This is a genomic window from Streptomyces sp. NPDC056987 (assembly GCF_042673865.1).
GTDB lineage: Bacteria > Actinomycetota > Actinomycetes > Streptomycetales > Streptomycetaceae > Streptomyces.
Genome location: NZ_JBHURV010000047.1, coordinates 53,897 through 73,810 on the forward strand (window position 1 = coordinate 53,897; position 19,914 = coordinate 73,810).

Annotated in this window: 15 protein-coding genes and 1 pseudogene; 12 read left to right on the forward strand and 4 right to left on the reverse strand. The window is 73.1% G+C overall.

Annotation, left to right across the window (positions count from 1 at the left end):
• The first annotated feature begins 35 nt into the window (after positions 1-35).
• From rhaS to ACFTZC_RS36275, 6 genes are all read left to right on the forward strand, one after another.
• Positions 36-1,121 (forward strand): rhamnose ABC transporter substrate-binding protein, encoded by a 1,086-nt coding sequence (gene rhaS / locus ACFTZC_RS36250; protein WP_382897403.1) that lies wholly within the window; start codon positions 36-38, stop codon positions 1,119-1,121.
• A gap of 17 nt (positions 1,122-1,138) precedes the next feature.
• Positions 1,139-1,459, forward strand: coding sequence for an L-rhamnose mutarotase (locus ACFTZC_RS36255; protein WP_382897450.1), 321 nt, complete (start codon positions 1,139-1,141; stop codon positions 1,457-1,459).
• A gap of 109 nt (positions 1,460-1,568) precedes the next feature.
• Positions 1,569-2,987 carry a BNR repeat-containing protein gene (locus ACFTZC_RS36260; RefSeq protein WP_382897405.1) on the forward strand — a complete coding sequence of 473 codons (1,419 nt, stop codon included), beginning with the start codon at positions 1,569-1,571 and terminating at the stop codon, positions 2,985-2,987.
• Between the two features lie 37 nt (positions 2,988-3,024).
• Positions 3,025-4,461, forward strand: a complete 1,437-nt coding sequence (locus ACFTZC_RS36265) for an arabinose isomerase (protein ID WP_382897408.1) — start codon at positions 3,025-3,027, stop codon at positions 4,459-4,461.
• On the forward strand, positions 4,461-5,486 hold the full coding sequence (locus ACFTZC_RS36270) for a LacI family DNA-binding transcriptional regulator (RefSeq protein ID WP_382897411.1): 1,026 nt from the start codon (positions 4,461-4,463) through the stop codon (positions 5,484-5,486). Before ACFTZC_RS36265 ends, ACFTZC_RS36270 begins: the two co-directional genes overlap by 1 nt.
• Before the next feature lie 134 nt (positions 5,487-5,620).
• Positions 5,621-6,688 (forward strand): glycoside hydrolase family 19 protein, encoded by a 1,068-nt coding sequence (locus ACFTZC_RS36275; protein WP_382897414.1) that lies wholly within the window; start codon positions 5,621-5,623, stop codon positions 6,686-6,688.
• 114 nt (positions 6,689-6,802) lie between these two features.
• Here the strand turns inward: ACFTZC_RS36275 and ACFTZC_RS36280 are convergent, their stop codons facing one another.
• Positions 6,803-7,846 (reverse strand): YihY/virulence factor BrkB family protein, encoded by a 1,044-nt coding sequence (locus ACFTZC_RS36280; protein ID WP_382897416.1) that lies wholly within the window; start codon positions 7,844-7,846, stop codon positions 6,803-6,805.
• Between the two features lie 193 nt (positions 7,847-8,039).
• Positions 8,040-8,372 (reverse strand): chaplin, encoded by a 333-nt coding sequence (locus tag ACFTZC_RS36285; protein ID WP_382897419.1) that lies wholly within the window; start codon positions 8,370-8,372, stop codon positions 8,040-8,042.
• Positions 8,373-8,586: 214 nt separating this feature from the next.
• On the opposite strand from ACFTZC_RS36285, the pseudogene ACFTZC_RS36290 reads away from it, so the two are divergent.
• The 4 genes and pseudogenes from ACFTZC_RS36290 to ACFTZC_RS36305 form a co-directional block, all read left to right on the forward strand.
• Positions 8,587-10,275: pseudogene (locus tag ACFTZC_RS36290) on the forward strand (SpoIIE family protein phosphatase); the annotation flags it as partial.
• Positions 10,276-10,460: 185 nt separating this feature from the next.
• A complete protein-coding gene (locus ACFTZC_RS36295) occupies positions 10,461-14,003 on the forward strand; it encodes a phosphodiester glycosidase family protein (RefSeq protein ID WP_382897421.1) in 3,543 nt (1,180 codons plus the stop codon).
• Positions 14,004-14,091: 88 nt separating this feature from the next.
• On the forward strand, positions 14,092-14,307 hold the full coding sequence (locus tag ACFTZC_RS36300) for a hypothetical protein (RefSeq protein WP_382897424.1): 216 nt from the start codon (positions 14,092-14,094) through the stop codon (positions 14,305-14,307).
• 111 nt (positions 14,308-14,418) lie between these two features.
• Entirely contained in the window at positions 14,419-15,387 is a 969-nt protein-coding gene (locus ACFTZC_RS36305; protein WP_382897426.1) for an aldo/keto reductase, read from the forward strand.
• 28 nt (positions 15,388-15,415) lie between these two features.
• On the opposite strand, the gene ACFTZC_RS36310 is transcribed toward ACFTZC_RS36305, so the two are convergent.
• Positions 15,416-16,051: a GNAT family N-acetyltransferase gene (locus tag ACFTZC_RS36310; protein ID WP_382897427.1), complete on the reverse strand. Its 636-nt coding sequence runs from the start codon at positions 16,049-16,051 to the stop codon at positions 15,416-15,418.
• A gap of 145 nt (positions 16,052-16,196) precedes the next feature.
• On the opposite strand from ACFTZC_RS36310, the gene ACFTZC_RS36315 reads away from it, so the two are divergent.
• Positions 16,197-17,258 (forward strand): alpha/beta hydrolase, encoded by a 1,062-nt coding sequence (locus tag ACFTZC_RS36315; RefSeq protein WP_382897430.1) that lies wholly within the window; start codon positions 16,197-16,199, stop codon positions 17,256-17,258.
• Between the two features lie 46 nt (positions 17,259-17,304).
• On the opposite strand, the gene ACFTZC_RS36320 is transcribed toward ACFTZC_RS36315, so the two are convergent.
• Positions 17,305-18,159, reverse strand: coding sequence for an NAD(P)H-binding protein (locus ACFTZC_RS36320; protein WP_382897433.1), 855 nt, complete (start codon positions 18,157-18,159; stop codon positions 17,305-17,307).
• Positions 18,160-18,628: 469 nt separating this feature from the next.
• Between ACFTZC_RS36320 and ACFTZC_RS36325 the strand changes: the two genes are divergently transcribed.
• A complete protein-coding gene (locus ACFTZC_RS36325; RefSeq protein ID WP_382897436.1) occupies positions 18,629-19,747 on the forward strand; it encodes a type III polyketide synthase in 1,119 nt (372 codons plus the stop codon).
• The last annotated feature ends 167 nt before the right edge of the window (positions 19,748-19,914 follow it).

Consider the following 19,914-nt stretch of genomic DNA (forward strand, 5'->3'; position numbering starts at 1 on the left):
TCCGCCTGCCGAGCCTCCCGAAAGGTCCGCCCGCCATGCTGATCCGTACCGCTGCCCGACGCCGCGCAGCCACCGCCGCCACCGCCTGTGCCCTCGCCGTCGCGCTGACGGCCTGCTCCGGCACGACCAAGGACAGCGCGGAGAAGGACACCGCGACCGCCTCCGGCGCCGCGGCCAAGGCCGACCCGGACGCGCCCCTGAAGAAGGGCCTCAAGCTCGCGTTCCTCCCCAAGCAGATCAACAACCCCTACGAGAAGATCGTCGACGAGGCGGGCATCGCGGCGGCGGGGGAGTACGGCGCCACCGGCAAGGAGGTCGGACCCTCCGACGCCAACGCCTCCTCCCAGGTCTCGTACATCAACACCCTCATCCAGCAGCGCCAGGACGCCATCCTGATCGCGGCCAACGACCCGAACGCCGTGTGCGGGCCGCTCAAGCAGGCCATGAAGAAGGACATCAAGGTCGTCGCGTACGACTCCGACACCGCCAAGGACTGCCGCCAGCTCTTCATCAACCAGGCCAGCTCCGAGGAGATCGGCCGCAGCCTCGTCCAGCACCTGGGCGAACAGATCGGCTTCCAGGGCAAGATCGCGATTCTCTCGGCCACCCAGAACGCCACGAACCAGAACACCTGGATCGAGTTCATGAAGGACGAGCTGAAGCTGCCCAAGTACAAGGACATGCAGCTCGTGAAGGTCGCGTACGGGGACGACGCCGACCAGAAGTCCTTCCAGCAGACCCAGGGTCTCCTCTCGGCCTACCCCGACCTCAAGGGCATCATCTCGCCCACCACCGTCGGCATAGCCGCCGCCGCCCGCTACCTCAGCGACTCCTCGTACAAGGGGAAGGTCGTCCTCAACGGGCTGGGCACGCCGAACCAGATGCGCAAGTACGTCAAGGACGGCACCGTCGAGCAGTTCTCCCTGTGGAACCCGGAGGAGCTGGGCTACCTCGGCTCGTACGCCGCGGCCTCCCTCGCCTCCGGGCAGATCACCGGCGCCGAGGGCGAGAAGTTCACGGCGGGCAAGCTCGGCGAGTACACGATCGGCAAGGACGGAGAGGTCATCCTCGGCGAGCCGACCGTCTTCGACAAGAAGAACATCGACAAGTTCGACTTCTGATCGGAACGGTGACTTCCGTGCAGCGCGTCTGCTTCCTGCTGAAGGTCCGCCAGGACCGCATCGACGAGTACCGCGAACGGCACGCCGCCGTCTGGCCGGACATGCTCGGGGCGCTGTCCGCGTGCGGCTGGCACAACTACTCGCTCTTCCTGCGCGAGGACGGCCTGCTCGTCGGCTACCTGGAGACCGAGGACTTCGCGGCGGCCCAGGCCGCCATGGCCGCCACCGACGTCAACACCTGCTGGCAGAACGAGATGGCCGACTTCTTCGAGGCGCTGGACGGCGCCAAGCCGGACGAGGCCATGCGACCGCTCACCGAGGTCTTCCACCTCGCCTAGAGTCCGCTCCCCGGGCGGGGCCCGCCGTCCCCGGCCACCCGCCCGGGGTCCCGTCCAGCTCCGGACCAGCCCCCGCTCACGACCCGCAGGACGAAGGAGAGATCCGCGCATGAGGCCCCTGACCGCCGTGCTGCCCGCCCTCGCACTTCTCGCCACCGCCGCACTCCCCGCTTCCGCCGCCGCGGCGGATCCCGCGCCGGCGGTCACCCGGGTCGCCGACACCCAGCTCGACAGCCAGGCCATCTACTTCGTCTCCTACGACGGCCTGGTCAACAACAACTCCTTCCAGAAGAACGGCCTGCTGACCTACCAGGGCTTCCAGTACGCCGCCTGGTACACGGCCGACCGCACCGCCGTCGTCGGCCGCCGGGCCCTGGGCGCCGCCTCCTGGCAGACCGTACGGCTGCCCCACCGGCTCACCGTCGACGACTCCCACAACGTCATCTCCATGGGGCTCTCGCGCGCCGACGGCCGGCTGCACCTCAACATGGACTCGCACAGCGACGGCTTCTTCTACGTCAAGTCGGCCGCCGGACTCATGGACGACCCCGCCGGACGCGCCTGGAACAGCGGCCAGTTCGGGGCCGTGCAGACCAGTCTCGACGGCCTCCCCCTCACCTCCCAGTTCACCTATCCGCAGTTCGTCGCCACCCCCGAGGGCCGCCTCCAGCTCAGCTACCGCGTCGGCGTCTCCGGCAACGGCCGCAACGCGCTCGCCGAGTACGACGGCTCGAAGTGGACCGCACTCGGCGAATGGGCCGGCTCCACCGGCACGTACAGCAGCGAGCACGGCACCAGCACCGCCCGCAACATGTACCTCCACGGCATCGACTACGGCGCCGACGGCCGACTGCACGCCTTCTTCACCTGGCGCGAGCAGAACAGCGCCGTCATGTGCAACGGCGGCGGCCTCACCAACCACGACACGGGCTACGTCTACAGCTCCGACCGCGGCCGCACCTGGCGCACCGCGGCGGGTGCCGTGGTCGGCACCACCGGCGGCGCCGACCAGGTGACCGTCGGCGACGCCGGCACGGTCGTCGACCCCCTCAACCCCGACCACTCGCTGATGAATCAGGAGAGCCAGGCCACCGACTCGGCCGGGCTGCCGCACGCGATCATCAGCTACGTCCCCGGCCGCTTCGGCCAGTGCACGACCAATTACGTGGCCGACCGCACCGCGAACGGCCGCGCCTTCCACCTCTTCAAGAACGCGGCGGGCACCTGGAAGAAGACCGAGATACCGGTCGCGCCCGGCTCCACGCAGCGCACCCGCCTCGTCCTCGACCGGTACGACAACGCCTACGCCGTCATGCCGTACGGCCGGATCGTCGCCGCCTCCAAGGCGTCGGGGTACACCGACTGGAAGACCCTGTTCGACGGTGCGGGTCTGAAGGCCTTCGGTGAGGTCGTCGTCGACGAGACGCGCATTGCCCAGGACGGTGTCCTGTCGTTCATGTACCAGCAGAAGTCGAGCGGCACCACCCCTTCGGCGATCCGTGTCATCGACTTCCGGCTGCCGTCCTGACGCACCGTCCCGTCCTGAGAGGCCCAGAGGTAACGCCATGACCGCAGGTACGCCCGCACGTACGCCCGCCGTAGCCCGCAAGCCGAGGATCGGACTGGTCGCCGGAGGACTGGGCGCCTACTGGCCCCAGTTCCCCGACCTCCTCCCGCAGCTCCGGCGGTCGGCCGCCCGGGTCGCCGACCGCATGAGGGAGTTCGACGCCGAGGTCGTCGACGTCGGCTTCATCTCCGACGCCCAGGAAGGAGCCGAGGCCGCCGCGAAACTGCGCGCCGCAGACTGCGATCTGATCGTCGGCTTCCTCACCACCTACATGACGGCCACGATGCTCGTCCCGGTCGCCCAACGCAGCGGCGCGCCCGTCCTGCTGATCAATCTCCAGCCCTCCCCGGCCATGGACCACGCCTCCTTCGACACCGGGAAGTGGCTGGCCTACTGCGGCGCGTGCCCGCTGCCCGAGATGGCCAACGCCTTCGAGCGGGTCGGCGTGCCCTTCCGCTCCGTCTCCGGCCATCTGGAGGACGAGCGCGCCTGGCTGCGCATCGGCCGCTGGATCCGCGCCGCGGGCGTCCACGCCGTGCTGCGCGGCGGCCGGCACGGCCTGATGGGCCACCTCTACCCGGGGATGTACGACGTCTCGACGGACCTCACCATGGTGCCGGGACAGCTCGGCGGCCATGTCGAGGTCGTCGAGTTCGACGACCTCCGGGTACGCGTCGAACAGGTCGGCGACGACGAGCTGACCGCGAAACTGGACGAGACCCGGGAGGTCTTCGAACTCGCCGACTCCGTGGTCGAGGAGGACCTGCGCTGGGCGGCCCGGGTCTCCGTCGGACTCGATCGCCTCGTCGCCGACTTCGACCTGGACTCCCTCGCGTACTACCACCGCGGCCTGGCCGGCGAGATCCACGAGCGGCTCGGCGCGGGCATGATCCTCGGCTCCTCGCTGCTGACCGCGCGCGGGATCCCGGCCTGCGGCGAGTACGAGCTGCGGACGTCCCTGGCCATGCTGGTCACGGACCGGCTCGGCGCGGGCGGCTCCTTCACCGAGCTCCAGGCCCTCGACTTCGACGCCGGGGTGGTCGAGATGGGCCACGACGGCCCCGGCCACCTCGCCATCAGCGCGCGCCGGCCCCTGCTGCGCGGCCTCGGCGTCTACCACGGCAAGCGCGGCTGGGGCGTCTCCGTCGAGTTCGACGTACGGCACGGCCCCGTCACCCTGGTCGGCATCGGCCAGAGCCGCGACGGCCGGTACCGGCTGATCGCCGCCGAGGGCGAGGTGGTCGACGGACCGCACCTGGAGATCGGCAACACCACCTCGCGCGTCGACTTCGGCTGCGACCCCGGCGAGTGGACCGACGCGTGGAGCGCCAGCGGCGTCGGACACCACTGGGCCCTGGCCACCGGCGCCCTCCTGCCGGAACTGCGCGCGCTCTCCGGCCTGTCCGGCCTGGAGCTCGTGGAAGTCTCCGTCTGATGGGCCGTCCGGTGGGGATCAAGGACGTGGCCGGCGCGGCCGGTGTCTCCGTGGGCACCGTCTCGAACGTGATCAACCGCCCGGAGTCCGTCACCGAGGAGACCCGCCGGCGCGTCCTGTCCGCCATCGAACGGCTCGGTTACGTGCGCAGCGAGTCCGCGCGCCAGCTGCGCGCGGGCCGCAGCCGCATCCTGGCCGTGCTCGTCCTCGACATGGCCAACCCGTTCTTCGTGGACGTGGCCACCGGGGCGGAGCGCTCCGCGCGCGCGGCGGGGCTCGGCGTGATGCTCTGCAACAGCGCGGAGTCCCCGGCCGAGGAGGCCACGTATCTGACGCTCTTCTCCGAGCAGCAGGTACGGGGCGTCCTCGTCACTCCGGCCGACCTGAGCGGCCGGAACCTCGACGCCTTCCGCCGCCACCGCATCCCGTTCGTCCTCGTCGACCGCATCGTGCCCAGCGCAGACGGCTGTTCGGTCTCCGTGGACGATGTGAGCGGCGGCGCCCTGGCCGTACGCCATCTGCTGCGCGGCGGCCACCGTGACATCGCGTACGTCAGCGGCCCGATGCGTCTCGCACAGTGCCGCAACCGCCGCGAGGGCGCGCTGCGGGCCTTCGAGGAGGCGGGGCTGCCGCCCGGCGCGCTGCGCCAGGTGGAAGCCGCGCGCCTCGACGTCGCCGCGGGCCGGGACGCCGGGGCGCGGCTGCTGGGCATGGATCCCCGCCCCGGCGCGGTGTTCTGCGCCAACGACCTGCTCGCGCTCGGGGTGCTCCAGACCCTCTACCACGCGGGCGTCCGGGTGCCCGAGGACATCGCGCTCGTCGGTTACGACGACATCGAGTTCGCCGCGGCCGCCGCCGTACCGCTGACGTCGGTGCGCCAGCCCGCCGTCCAGCTCGGCGCGGACGCGGCCGATCTGCTCATCGAGGAGACCGGGGACGCCGCCGCCGCGCATCGGCACCGGCGCATCGTGCTCCAGCCCGAACTGGTCGTCCGTGCCTCCACGTTGGCGCGTTCACGCCCTTGACGGCCGGTATGTGACGCCACACCACCTCTCGACTTGGTCTAGACCTTGACAGGTGCACGCGATTCCGGTTGGTTCTGTCTCACCCCCCATGGCGAGCGCCGCCCCACGGCTGCTCGCGCGAAGGAGTGAGTCGTTTGAGACAGCGCGCACTTGCATTCCTGACGGCGATGGCAGCGGCCCTCGCCCTCGTGGTCTTCCTGCCGGCCTCGTCGGCCTCCGCCGCGGCCTGCGCCAGTGGCTGGTCGGCGTCCGCCGTCTACACCGGCGGCGCCACCGCCTCGTACAACGGCCGCAACTGGTCCGCCAAGTGGTGGACCCAGGGCGAGGCCCCCGGCACCAGCGACGTCTGGGCCGACCTCGGCGGCTGCGACGGATCGAGCCCCGGCGGCGGCTCCGGCACCAGCTGCGACTACCCGGCGTGGGCCGCGGGACGCTCGTACGTCGCCGGTGACATCGTCCGGTACACCGACGGCAAGCTGTACCGGGCCGAGCACGACAACCCCGGCTACGACCCGGTCATCAGCACCTGGTACTGGGAGCCCTACACCTGCACCGGCGGGCCGTCCGATCCGCCGTCGCAGGGCTCGTTCGTGGTCAGCGAGAGCCAGTTCAACCAGATGTTCCCGAGCCGGAACCCCTTCTACACCTACAGCGGGCTGACCGCCGCGCTCAGTGCCTACCCCGGGTTCGCGAACACCGGCAGCGACACGGTCAAGCGGCAGGAAGCCGCCGCCTTCCTCGCCAACGTGAGCCACGAGACCGGCGGCCTCGTCCACATCGTCGAGCAGAACACCGCCAACTACCCGCACTACTGCGACGCGAACCAGCCCTACGGCTGCCCCGCCGGACAGGCCGCCTACTACGGGCGCGGACCCATCCAGCTGAGCTGGAACTTCAACTACAAGGCGGCGGGCGACGCGCTCGGCATCGACCTGCTCCGCAACCCCAACCTGGTGCAGAACGACGCGGCCGTGGCCTGGAAGACGGCCCTCTGGTACTGGAACACCCAGACGGGACCGGGCACGATGACCCCGCACAACGCGATGGTCAACGGCCGCGGTTTCGGCGAGACCATCCGTTCCATCAACGGCAGCATCGAGTGCAACGGGGGCAACCCCGGACAGGTGCAGAGCCGCATCAACAACTACCAGCGCTTCACCCAGATCCTCGGGACCACCCCCGGATCCAACCTGAGCTGCTGACAGCAGGACCACCGCGTGGGTACGTGACAGGGCCGGTGCGGGCGCGGAGCCCGCACCGGCCCTGCCGCGTGCGCCACACCGTACGGCCGGACGTACCGGCCGTACGGTCATCCGTCATCCGGTCCGCCGCGCGGCCGCCGCGGGCAGCTCCTCCACCGGGGCACCCGCCGGAACGTCCGCGGCCTGCCCTTGCCCCGGCACCGATCCGGCCGTCCCGTCGCCGCGCCCCGCCGCCCCGCGCGCCAGCTCGGCGTTGAACTGCGCGCCCGCCAGCAGCGAGAGATTGGTGACCCACAGCCAGACCAGGAAGACGATGATCCCGGCGAGCGAACCGTAGAGCCGGTTGTACGTGCCCGCCTGCGCCGTGTAGACGGCGAACCCCGCGGAGGTCAGCAGCCAGAGGACCACCGCGAGGATCCCGCCGGGCAGCGCGCGCCGCAGCGTACGCGTCCCGCGCGGGCCGGTCCGGAAGACCATCAGCACCAGCACCGCCGCGATCGCCAACAGCATCGGCCACTTCAGCGCGCTCCACACCAGCCGCACCGTCGAGCCCATCCCCAGCATCCGCCCCACCGCGTCGGCGGCCTCGCCGGTGAGGACCAAGGTGATGGCACTGGTCACCAGCAGTGCCAGCAACCCGCACGCGGTCAGCGCGATCCGCGGCGCGGTCCGCCACGGCGGCCTGCTGTCGACGGCGCCGTGCATGGCGTGCAGCCCTCGGCGGAACACCCCGAGGTAGCTGGAGGACGACCAGAGCGCGCCGACCGTACCGAACGACGCCAGCAGCCAGGCCGCGGAGCGCTGCCGCGCCATCTCCTCCAGCGAACTGCGCACCAGGTCCCGGGACTGCCCGGGCACGATGGCCGCCACCTGGTTGGCCAGCTTCCCGCTGGCGTCGGGTCCCGCCAGTCCGATGGAGCAGACGGTGACCAGCAGCGCCGGGAAGATCGCCAGGACGGCGTAGTAGGTGAGCGCGGCGGCCCGGTCCGCGGCGTCGTCGTGCCACAGCGCGAGCGGCGTGCGCTTCAGCGCGCCGGCCAGCCGGCTGCCCCGGTCCGGGCGGGCCGGCCGGCTGCCCCGGCCGGTGCCCGGCTCCGCCCCCTCCGGGCCGTCGCCGGACCGCGACGCTCCGCTGTGCCCGGGTTCCTCGGCGGACAAGCTGCCTCCCGCGTGCTCGAATGTGGTGCCCGGCCGACGACCGGCCGCAGGTCACAGCCTGCCTCATCACTCCGGCCGGCCCCGACCCGGCCGGACCGGTACGTGCGACGGCCCCCCGCGTACGCACGCGGGGGGCCGTCCTCACAGGGGCGCGCGGTCCTGGGTCCCGGGACCGCGCACTGTCGTGCCGGGCTCAGCCTTCGTGACCGCCGCCTTCGTGGCCGCCGTCTTCGTGGCCGCCGCCCTTGTGGCCGCCGTCTTCGTGGCCGCCGCGCTTGTGCTCGCCCGACAGGTTGGCGCACTTGTTGCCGAACGCCGGGTTGAGCAGACCGACCACGTCGATGGTGTTGCCGCAGACGTTGATCGGGACGTGCACAGGCACCTGGACCACGTTGCCGGACAGGACACCGGGCGAGCCGATGGCCGCCGCCTCGGCACCGGCGTCGGCAACGGCCATACCGGCGCCACCGGCCAGGACGGCCCCCGTGCTGACGAGAACAGCGGTGGCCTTCGCGATACGCGACATCAAGTATCTCCTTGAACGTTTCGAACGCAGCCGCACGATATGCGGCTGTCACGCACTTCAACGCCCCGGCTCACGCGGGGTAACGGACAACCCGCCATTCGGTGCCGCCCGCCCGGATCATCACCTGGTCAGCGCAGTGGCCGGTACGGACGTCCGCGGGACGGGGCCATGTCTCCGGGGAGTGGCCGGGGCCGATCGGTGAGATGGTGGCTGCATGGCTGATCGGGGCGCACCTCCGGCTGCCGTACCGCTGCCGGACGACTGGCCGGCCCGTCCGGATCGGAGCCTGGCCCTCAACCGCATGGGCAGCTTCGACTGGGACCTCGACAGCGGGCTGCTCCACCTCGATCCGGCCGCCCTCGCCGTGTTCGGCCTGCTCCCCGGCGAGTACGACGGCGATCCGGCGGCCCTCGCGCACCGGATCCCGCACGCCGAGGCCGCCCGGCTGAAGGCCCTCGTGGCCCGTGCCCTCAAGGCCGGCACGGCCCGGCACAGCGCGTACTTCCGGGTCAGACCGCGGGGCGGATCCTCGCGCTGGGCCCATGCCCAGGCGTATCTCGGCCGCGACGCCACGGGCCGGACCCGCCGGATCATCGGCGTCGTACGGAGCGCCGAGCGTGAGCTGGCCCAGGCCGCCGCGCGGAGCGACCTGACCGAGGCGCGGCGCAGACTGACCGGGGTGGTGTCCCGCACCACCGCCCTGCTGGCCCGCGCGGAGAGCGTCGAGGACGTCCTCGACGTGCTGCGCGACCCCCAGGCGCTCGGTCACCTCACCGCGGTGAGCGTGATGCTGGGCGTGGTCGAGGGCGGCCGGATCCGGCTGGTCGCCGAGGGACGCGCCGGATCGTACGTACCGCGTCTGCGCTACACCCGGGTCGACGAGGCGTTCCCGATGAGCGAGGTGGTACGGACCCGGCGGCCCCGCTTCATCGGCTCACGTGAGGAGTTCAGGACCTCCTACCCGCTGCTCTGGCCCTTCGTCGAATCGCTCTCCGTCGTCTCCGGCGCCTACCTGCCGCTGATCGTCCAGTCCACCCCGATCGGGGTGCTCGGGCTGCTCTCCCCGCTGCCCGGCGCCTTCAGCGACGAGGAGCGCACGCTGCTGCTCGCCCTCGGCAGCTCCATCGCGCAGAGCCTCCAGCGCGCCATGCTGTACGAGCAGCGGCACGACCTCGCCGAGGGGCTCCAGCAGGCGATGCTGCCCCGGCGGATCCCGGAGGTCCCCGGCGCGCTGACCGCCGTGCGCTACCGCTCGGCGCGGCTCGGCCGGAGCGTCGGCGGGGACTGGTACGACGTACTGCCGCTGCCCGGCGACCGAGTGGGGCTGACCATCGGCGACGTCCAGGGCCACGACACGGACGCGGCCGTCGTCATGGGCCAGTTGCGGATGGCCCTGTGGGCGTACACCGCCGAGGGCCACCCGCCGCCGACCGCGCTGGCCCGCGCCTCGGCGCTCCTACGCGAACTGGGCACCGAGCGCTTCGCGACCTGCACCTACGTCGAGGTGGACCTGGCCGGAGGGGCGCTGAGGATCGTGCGCGCAGGGCATCTCGACCCGCTGCTGCGGCACGCCGACGGACGCTGCGAGTGGATCGGGACGGCCGGCGGGCTGCCGCTCGGCCTCTCCGCGGAGTTCGCCGGCCACGGCGCCATCGACTATCCGGTCACCGAGGCGGTGCTCGGCCCGGGCGAGACCCTGCTCCTGTGCACCGACGGCCTGGTGGAACGGCCGGGGGTCGACCTCGGCGAGAGTCTCGAAGCGCTCCGTCGGACCGTACGGACGGGACCTGCGGAGCTGCCCGCCCTGGCCGACCTGCTCTTCGACGTGGTGGGTGGGCCCGGGGGCGGGGACGACATGGCCCTGCTGCTTCTGCGCCGCACCGCCGCGGGCCCCGGCGGCCGGTCCTGATCCCGGACGCGCCGCGACCTGACGGACCGGCGCGGCGTTGACCCGTTCGACGGCGTCACCGCGTGTTCTCCACATCGTTCCCGTGAACCCCTGGTTCATTGGCGTGTGCACGGCAATCCTGGGCGTGTCCCGCGAAGCAGCGCTCAGCCATGTCCACTCACCGTCATCCAGGAGAAGTTGTGGGCCCAGGCATCGCCGGGCGGACCGCCGTGCTCTGCGCGGCCGTCACCGCCCTGACCGTCGGGGCGGCCGCCCCGTCCGCCGCCGACTCCGCCCCCGATCCGCACCCCCGTACCGCCGCCGAGATCCTGCGCCCGGTCGCCCCGCCGCCCGCGAGCGCGGCCGACGGGGCCGCCGGACGGGCCGCCACCGTACGGTCCGTCGCCGACGCCGACGGCATCGAGACGGCCCACGCGGAACGGCCGATCGCCCCCGGCGTCCGGCTGACCTCGTACGACCGGCTCGAATCCGACAAGTGGCTGCGGGTCGACACCCTCTCCGTGGACCTCGGCGGCGGTGGCGCGCGGGCCGACTACCTCTCCACCGGGAAGGTCTCCGACCGCCGCACGGTCTCCGAACTCGCCGCCCGGCACGACCCGGGGCCGGGCCGCCGCACCGTCGCCGCGATCAACGCGGACTTCTTCGACATCAACGAGACGGGCGCGCCGCAAGGGCCCGGCATCGCGGACGGCGCGGTCGTCCACTCCCCGGCGCCCGGCGCCCACCGGGCGATCGGCATCGGCCCCGGAGCCGCCGGACGCGTCCTGCGGCTCTACTTCGACGGCACCGTCACCCTCCCCTCGGGACCCCGCGCACTGGAGGCGTACAACGCCGCGAACGTGCCCGCCGGCGGCATCGGCGCCTACACGGCCGGCTGGGGCGCGGCCGACCGCGCGCTCACCGTCGACCGCGCGACGCCGGTCGCCGAGGCGGCCGTACGGGACGGGCGCGTCGTCTCCGTCACCGACCGGCCGGGCACCGGCCCCGTCACCGCCGGCACGACCGTCCTGGTCGGCAGGGAAGCGGGCGCCGAGGCGCTCGCCGCACTGCGCCCCGGCGACCCGGTCGCCCTGGAGTACCGGCCGCGCACCGACGACGGCGGGCCCGTGCCGCGCACCGCCGTCGGCGGCCGCGAACTCCTCGTCGTCGACGGCGAGGCGGTGAGCCACGAGGGCGAGGGCAACAACACCGCCGCGCCCCGCACCGCCGTCGGCTTCTCCCGGGACGGCGCCACGATGCGGGTGATCACCGTCGACGGCCGGCAGGCCGACAGCGGCGGCGTGACCCTCACCGAACTGGGCCTGATGATGGAGCGGGCCGGCGCCCACAGCGCGCTCAACCTCGACGGCGGCGGCTCCTCCACCCTCGTCGCCCGCGCACCGGGCAGCGACGCGCTGCGCGTGGAGAACAGCCCCTCCGACGGCAGCGAGCGCACCGTCCCCAACGGCCTCGCGCTCACCGCCCCCGACGGCAGCGGAAGACTGACCGGCTTCTGGGTCGAGACCCGCACCCCCGCGGGCGCCGCCCCCACCGCCGACCCCGTCCGGGGCGGCCACCCCGAGCGGGTCTTCCCCGGACTGACGCGCCGTCTGACGGCCGCCGGATACGACGAGACGTACGGCCCCGCCGCCGGCGCCCCGCACTGGCGGGCCCTGCGGCCCTCCGTGGGCCGGGTCGACCGCGACGGCCTCTTCACCGCGCGGTCCGGCGGCACCACGGCGGTACGGGCCGAACACGGCCGCGCCCACGGCTCCATCGAACTGACGGTGCTCGGCCCGCTCGCCCGCCTCCAGCCGACCACCCCGCGTATCGGGCTCGCGGACGCCGCAGCCACCGGCACCTTCGGCATCGTCGGGCTCGACGCACACGGCACCAGCGCGCCGGTCGAACCCCGCGACGTGACCCTCGACTACGACCGCACCCTCTTCTCCGTCACCGACGACGGCAACGGCTCCTTCACCGTGACCGCGCTGAAGGACGGCGGCGCCGGACGGATCACTGCCACCGCGGGCGGCGTCACCACCGCGCTCGCCGTCGGCGTCGGACTGGACGAGGAGCCCGTCTCCGGCTTCGACGACGCCGCGTCCTGGACCTTCAGCCAGGCGCGGGCGGACGGCTCGGTCGCCGCCACCCCGGACGGCCGCACCGGCACCGGGCTCACCCTCCGTTACGACTTCACCCGGTCCACCGCGACCCGCGCCGCCTACGCCACGCCGCCGCGGCAGCTCACCGTGGCCGGCCGCCCGCAGTCCTTCACGCTCTGGATCAAGGGCGACGGCAAGGGCGCCTGGCCCACCCTCCACCTCAAGGACGCCGAGGGCTCCGACCAGTTGCTGCGCGGCCCCTACGTCACCTGGACCGGCTGGCGGCAGGTGACCTTCGACGTACCGGCCGGTGCCCCGGCACCCCTCGCCGTCCAGCGCTTCTACCTCGCGGAGACCGCCGCCGCCCGGCAGTACACCGGGGAGATCGTCATCGACGAGCTGACGGCGCAGGTGCCGCCCGACGTCGACCTGCCCGCGCCGCCGCGCGCCGCCGACCCGCTGATCGACACGGCCGCCGGGACCGCCGGGCGGGACTGGCGGTTCGCGGTGATGTCCGACGCGCAGTTCGTCGCCCGCGACCCGGACAGCGCCATCGTGGCCCAGGCCCGCCGCACCCTGCGCGAGATCAGGGCGGCGAAGCCGGACTTCCTCGTCGTCAACGGCGACCTGGTGGACGAGGGTTCGCCCGCCGACCTCGACTTCGCCCGGACGCTCCTCACCGAGGAACTGGGCGACGCGCTGCCCTGGTACTACGTGCCGGGCAACCACGAGGTGATGGGCGGCTCCATCGAGGAGTTCGTCGCACGGTTCGGCCCCGCCCAGCGGGTCTTCGACCACCGGGGCACCCGCTTCCTCACCCTCGACACCTCCGCCCTGACCCTGCGGGGCGGTGGCCTCGCCCAGATCAGGGCGGTACGGGAGCAACTCGACGCGGCGGCGCGGGACGACCGGATCGGCTCGGTGATGGTGATCGAGCACGTACCGCCGCGCGACCCGACCGTCCAGCAGGCCAGCCGGCTCGGCGACCGCAAGGAGGCGGCCCTCCTCGAACAGTGGCTCGCCGAGTTCCGCCGTACGACGGGCAAGGGCGCCGGATTCATCGGCGGCCACGCCGGGGTCTTCGACGCCTCCCGCGTGGACGGCGTGCCGTATCTGATCAACGGCAACTCCGGCAAGGCGCCCGCCGCCCCGCCGGGCGAGGGAGGCTTCACCGGCTGGTCGCTCGTCGGGGTGGACCGGGTCTCCCGGGGCGAGTGGACCGCCGCCCGGTCGGCGCCGTGGAAGGGCGGCCCCGACTGGGTCTCCGTGCAGACCCGCGCGCACACCGACGCGCTGGCCCTCGACGCGCCGGACACGCTGGCACCCGGCCGGAGCGCGCACGTGACGGCGACGGTCACCCAGGGCACCCGGACGGTCCCCGTCGGTTTCCCGCTGAGCGCCGACTGGACCGGCTCCCTCAACCTCCGTATCGGCGACCGCGAGGGCGTGCGGCCCCGCCACGCGGCGGTCCTCGACCCCGCCACCGGGACCCTCACGGCGCTGCGGCCCGGAACGGTCACCCTCGCGGTCACCGTGAACGGGGTGACGCGGAGGGCGGAGATCCGGATCGCGCCCGCCGCGCCGGGCACGGTGGACGCGCCACCGGGCGCCCGCCCGGAGGCGGCGACTTTCGGATGAGTACGGGCGCGGTGTCCGCGACTTTGGTCCCGGACACCGCGCCCGATGGCCGATGGCCGAGCCCCCGCGCGATTCCTAGCCTGGGCGGGTGAAGACGTTTCTCGGATTCCTCTGCTTCCTTCTGCTGTCCCAGGGTGTGGGCGGCCTGCTGCACCACATGACCGACGGGTCGTTCCAGCTCTGGTCCCTCGTCGCCAGGGCGAGTCTCTTCGAGGGCTACGAGATCTATGTGAGCGTCGTGCTGATCGTCGCCGGTCTTGCCATGGGAGCGGCGACCGGGGCGGTCAAGAAGGGCGGCCCCTGACCGCCCCGCCCACCGGACGCGGCGTGCCGGAGTGCCCCGGGGGGTGGAAGCTGGAGACAGGGCTCCCGCCCGTTCCGCCGGCCTCCGGCCCGACCGAGAAAGGGCGTGCTCATGAGAACCGTACGACTCGGCTCCCAGGGACTCACCGTCTCCGTGGAGGGTCTGGGCGCCATGGGAATGAGCGTCTGGTACGGCCCGCGGGACGAACAGGAGGCGATGGCCACCCTCAACCGGGCCGTCGATCTCGGGGTCACCCACATCGACACGGCCGAGGCGTACGGCCCCTTCGAGAACGAGAAACTGATCGGCCGCGCCCTCGGGAAACGGCGCGACGAGATCACCATCGCGACGAAGTTCGCCACCGAGTTCGACGACGACGGCACACCCCACGGCCCCAACGGCAGCGCCGCGTACGCGCACCGGGCGGTCGACCGCTCACTGCGCCACCTGGGCACGGACGTCATCGACCTGTACTACCTGCACCGCGTCGACCCCGACGTGCCGATCGAGGAGAGCGTCGGGGCGATGGGCGAGATGGTCGGCGCGGGCAAGGTCCGCTACATCGGCATCTCCGAGGCGAGCCCCGACCTCGTCCGCCGCGCCCACGCGGTCCATCCGCTGACCGCGCTCCAGTCGGAGTACTCGCTGTTCAGCCGGGACGTGGAGCACAACGACGTGCTGGCGACCGTACGGGGGCTCGGGATCGGCTTCGTCGCGTACTCCCCACTCGGCCGCGGCTTCCTCGCCGGCCGGATCACCCACCGGGACCAGCTGGCGCCGGACGACGTCCGCCGCCGGATGCCCCGCTTCACCCAGGAGAACATCAGGACCAACCTCGCCGTCGTCCACAAGGTGACCGAACTGGCCGACGCGAAGGGCATCACGCCCACCCAGCTCACCCTGGCCTGGCTGCTCGCCCAGCGCGTCGTGCCGATCCCGGGCACCAAGCGGCGTACGTACCTCGAACACAACGCGGAGGCGGCGGACATCGAACTGACCACCGAGGACCTGGCGGCGATCGACGCCGTGGCGCCGCACGGCGTCGCGGCGGGGGAGCGGCACGCCTCGCCGGACCGGTGACCGGGCGCGGCGACCGCTGGCCCCGGGGTCAGGAACGCCCGTCCACGGCGGTCGAACGCCCGAGATACGTGACGGGACCGGGGTCCGGCACCACGATCGGCCGGAAACCGAGCCGGTCGTAGAAGGCGCGCGCCGGGGTGTTGGCGGTGGACATGCACAGGTGGACGGCGTCGACACCCTGGTGGCGCAGGGCACCGAGAAAGGCGTGCATCAGCGTGCGGCCGTGCCCCCGGCGCTGGGCCTCGGGCAGCAGGTCGATGTGGAGATGCGCGGGGTACCCGGCCAGTTCGGGCAGGACCATCCGCTCCGGCCGGTGCAGCAGGGCGATCATCTCCTCGCTCGGGGTACGGGCCGGCCCCGTCGGCACCGGATAGCGTCCGGTCAGCGGCGGCAGCCAGACCTCACGGAACGCCGTGACGAAGGCGGCGGTGTCGGCGGTGCCGAGCACATAACCGACCGCCCGGCCCGTGCCGTCGTCGACCACGAAGGTCAACTCCGGCTCCAGCACGGCGTAGGGCGCCGCGAAGATGCTCGGCAGCAGGTCGTGGTCCGGGTAGATGTGCCGGGAGTCCCGGCCCTGGTGACCGGTGCGTACGCAGATGTCGTACAGCGCGGGCAGGTCCTCGGGACGGTACGGGCGCACGACGGGAGCGAGGGAAGCCATGGCGGCATGCTGCCCGCAGTCGTCGCGCTCCCACAACACGGACCGGTGATTCGGGGTTTTCTCCGGGGCGGATCGGACGTATATCGGTCAACTTCTCCCCGGGACGGGGCCGTCCTCTCCCACACAACCGAAACGAGGAGAGCCCATGTCCCGAACACGAGCGTTACGACACGCCGTTGCCGCCCTGCTCGCGACGGGTGCGCTCGGCGCCGCCGCCGTCACCGTCCCCGCCGCCCAGCCGGCCGGCGCCACCGCGCGGACCGAGCGGGACGGCGGCGCGCGGGTGGTCGAGGAACGGTCCGCCGGGGAACGGCTCGTCGATCTGACGGTCCGGTCCCCGGCGCTGGCGGGGGACGCCGCGGTACGGCTGCTCACCCCGGACGGCTGGGCGGAGCGCGGCCCGGATGACCGATGGCCGGTGCTCTACCTGCTGGCCGGCGGCGACGGTAACCATCTCACCTGGACCGAGGAGTACAAGGTCCAGAACCTGCCCGAACTGCGCGACACCCTGGTCGTGATGCCCGCCATGCCCCTGTTCGGCTTCTACAGCGACTGGCGGCGGTCGGCCGAGGACGGGCCGCGTGCCGTGGAGACCTTCCACCTGCGCGAGGTACGCCCCCTCCTGGAACGCCACTACGGGGCGGGGACGCGCCGGGCGGCGGCCGGGGAGTCCCAGGGCGGCTTCGGGGCGCTGTCGTACGCGGCCAGGAACCCCGGCCTGTTCCGCGGCGTCGCGAGCTACAGCGGCTTCGTGCACCCGCTGGCCCATCCGCGCGCGGTCCGGGCGGCGATGAACTACCTGGGGATGGACTGGCGCTGCCTCTGGGGCGATCCGGTGGCCCAGCGGGACATCTGGGAGGCGCACGACCCGTACCATCTCGCCCCGCGGCTGCGCCACACCCCGGTCTATCTCTCCAGCGGCGACGGCAGGGCCGGCGCGCTCGACCCCGAGGACGTGGAGCCCGACCCCGAGATCCCCGGCCTGGAGGATCCGGCCCGGCCCTTCCCCGAGGACGTCACCTCGCCGACCGAGGCCCTGATGGGCGAGGAGAGCCGCGCGGTCGCGGACCGCCTCCGCCGTCAGGGGACACCGCTGACCACGCACTTCTACCGGGGAACGCACGATCCCGTCTACTGGGAACGCGACCTGCGCCGGTCGCTGCCGATGCTGCTGCGCTCCCTGGAGCCGGAGCCCCGGCACCCGTGACAGGTGCCGGGCAAGGGCAAGGGCTCGGGCCGGAACGGCGGGCCCCTCAGCCGCCACCGAAGGCGGCGAGGTGCTCCCGCGCCCAGGCGCGGTAGGGACGGGCCGGGCGGCCGAGCAGCGTTCGCACCGTCGGCTCCACCCGTGCCTTGGCGCCCGCCCCCTGACGGAGGGCGCTCTCCAGCAGCGCGTCCGCCACCGGACGCGGCCGGCGGGCCAGCAGGCCGGCGTACGCCTGCTCCCGCGTCAGCTCCACCAGCCGCAGCGGGCGTCGCAGCAGCCCGGAGAGTACGGCCACCTGCTCGGCCGCGCTGATCGCCGCCGGGCCCGTGAGGGAGTGGGCGCGGCCCGGGAGCACGGCGCCGGTGAGGGCCAGCGCGGCGACCTCGGCGATGTCACGCGGATCCACGGTGGCGTTGGGCGCGGCGCCGTGGAAGGCGCGCACCACCCCCTCGGCGCGGATCGAGGGCGCCCAGCCCAGGGTGTTGGACATGAAGGCCCGGGGCCGCAACAGGGTCCACGCCAGGCCCGAGGCACGGAGCAGTTCCTCCGCGTTCCGCTGCCAGCGGGTGATCAGATCGTCGGCGTCGGGCTCGGTCACCGCCCGCGCCGACAGCTTCACCACGTGGCGTACGCCGGCGCGGCGGGCCGCGGTGACGAAGTGCTCGTCATGGGCGGGCGCGAGCGGATCCGACGTGACGAGGAACGCCGCCCGCACGCCGGCCAGCGCGGCGCCCAACGAGGCGGGCTCCCCGAAGTCGCCGCCCACCACCTCCGTCCCCGGACCGGCGTACGCGGCGGCCCGGCGGGGATCGCGGGCGAACAGCCGTACCGGTTCCGCCGTGGTCAGACACCCCGCCACGAGCCGTCCGACGGTGCCGGTGACCCCCGTCAGCAGGATCATCGGTCGGCCCCGCCGCGCCCCGGCCCCGCCGTCCGTCCCGCCTCCGCGACGACGTGCGCGGAGCCCGGGGCGACACGCCGGGCGGCGCCCGGCTTCCGGAACGTCCTGAACCGCCGTCCACCGGGGACCTCGACGGGGTCGGGGACGGCCCGGATCCGGCCGCCGGCACCGGCCGGACACCGGTGCGCACACCACGAGAAGACCATGGGAACCATCCCTCCCGCGCCCGGCGCCCGGCGATGTCCGCACGGCGCCACTGCCCCCTGAACGGGGGACCCCGCATGTGGCCTCCCTACGTTCCGTAGTCGCGCGTGGAATCCTGACGGCTCCTCGGTTCACCCGCCCGTCCGTCCCGGCCCAGCGGTCCGTCGGCACTGCCACCTGTTTCTCCCCAGGTTGCGGGGCGGTGGCCCAGCCCTGAATGTGGGCCCCAGTTCACAGCGAACACGAATGAAGGAGAGAGCGCGTCGTGGCGACTCTGTGCAAACCCGCGGTCTCGGTTCCCGAACATGTGATCACCATGGAGGACACGCTCGCGCTCGCGCGCTCGCTCCACGCCGACCACCCGCAACTGCCCCTCGCGCTACGGCTGATCGAGAACACCGGAGTTGCCAAGCGGCATATCGTCCAGCCCATCGAGGACACGCTGCGCCACCCCGGTTTCGAGGACCGCAACATGCTGTACGAGGCCGAGGCCAAGCGGCGCGTGCCCGAGGTCATCCGGCGAGCCCTCGACCACGCCGAGCTGCGCCCCGCCGACATCGACATGATCGTCTACGTCTCGTGCACCGGCTTCATGATGCCGTCGCTGACCGCCTGGCTGATCAACACCATGGACTTCCCCGGCCACACCCGCCAGCTCCCGATCGCCCAGCTCGGCTGCGCGGCGGGCGGGGCCGCCATCAACCGGGCCCACGACTTCTGCCGGGCCTACCCCGGCAGCAATGTGCTCATCGTCGCCTGCGAGTTCTGCTCGCTCTGCTACCAGCCGACGGACCTCGGGGTCGGATCCCTGCTCTCCAACGGCCTGTTCGGCGACGCGGTCGCCGCCGCCGTCGTACGGGGCGCGGGCGGCACCGGCATCACGATGGAGCGCAACGGCTCGCACCTCGTGCCCGACACCACCGACTGGATCGCCTACAGCGTGCGCGCCACCGGATTCCACTTCCTGCTCGACAAGCGCGTGCCCACCACCATGGAGCCGCTGGCCCCCGCCCTCCGCACGATGGCCGACCAGCACGGCTGGGACGCCACCGGCCTCGACTTCTACATCATCCACGCCGGGGGGCCGCGCATCCTGGACGACCTCAGCCACTTCCTCGAAGTGGCGCCGGAGGCATTCCGGTTCAGCCGGGGCACGCTCACCGAGTACGGCAACATCGCCAGCGCCGTCGTACTCGACGCCGTACGCCGCCTCTTCGACGAGGGGCTGGTGGCCGACGGGGCCCGGGGGATCGTCGCGGGGTTCGGGCCCGGGATCACCGCCGAGATGGCGCTGGGGCGGTGGACGCGCTCCGGCCCGGCCGCCGGTCTCGGCTCGGCCCGGCGCGGCCAGCTGGAGACGGCGGGCCGCGGCGCCTTCTCCTGACCCGCGTCCTCCTGACCCGCGTCCGAGCCGGTGCGGCAGGGGCGGCGCGCCCGGTGCGGGGACGCGCCGGAGGAGCCCCGCCGCCCCGGCCGGATCCGGCGGGGGCGTGGCCCCCGCAGCCCCCTCCGGATCCGTGCGGCGTGGCCCCCGCCGCACCCGGCGGGGGC

What these genes read in the sequence shown, in the direction of transcription:
- ACFTZC_RS36305 (WP_382897426.1), top strand. Translation starts at nt 14,419, where the DNA reads ATGAGAACCGTACGACTCGGCTCCCAGGGACTCACCGTCTCCGTGGAG.
- ACFTZC_RS36285 (WP_382897419.1), bottom strand. Translation starts at nt 8,372, where the DNA reads ATGTCGCGTATCGCGAAGGCCACCGCTGTTCTCGTCAGCACGGGGGCC.
- ACFTZC_RS36260 (WP_382897405.1), top strand. Translation starts at nt 1,569, where the DNA reads ATGAGGCCCCTGACCGCCGTGCTGCCCGCCCTCGCACTTCTCGCCACC.
- ACFTZC_RS36320 (WP_382897433.1), bottom strand. Translation starts at nt 18,159, where the DNA reads ATGATCCTGCTGACGGGGGTCACCGGCACCGTCGGACGGCTCGTGGCG.
- ACFTZC_RS36265 (WP_382897408.1), top strand. Translation starts at nt 3,025, where the DNA reads ATGACCGCAGGTACGCCCGCACGTACGCCCGCCGTAGCCCGCAAGCCG.
- ACFTZC_RS36270 (WP_382897411.1), top strand. Translation starts at nt 4,461, where the DNA reads ATGGGCCGTCCGGTGGGGATCAAGGACGTGGCCGGCGCGGCCGGTGTC.
- rhaS (WP_382897403.1), top strand. Translation starts at nt 36, where the DNA reads ATGCTGATCCGTACCGCTGCCCGACGCCGCGCAGCCACCGCCGCCACC.
- ACFTZC_RS36315 (WP_382897430.1), top strand. Translation starts at nt 16,197, where the DNA reads ATGTCCCGAACACGAGCGTTACGACACGCCGTTGCCGCCCTGCTCGCG.
- ACFTZC_RS36310 (WP_382897427.1), bottom strand. Translation starts at nt 16,051, where the DNA reads ATGGCTTCCCTCGCTCCCGTCGTGCGCCCGTACCGTCCCGAGGACCTG.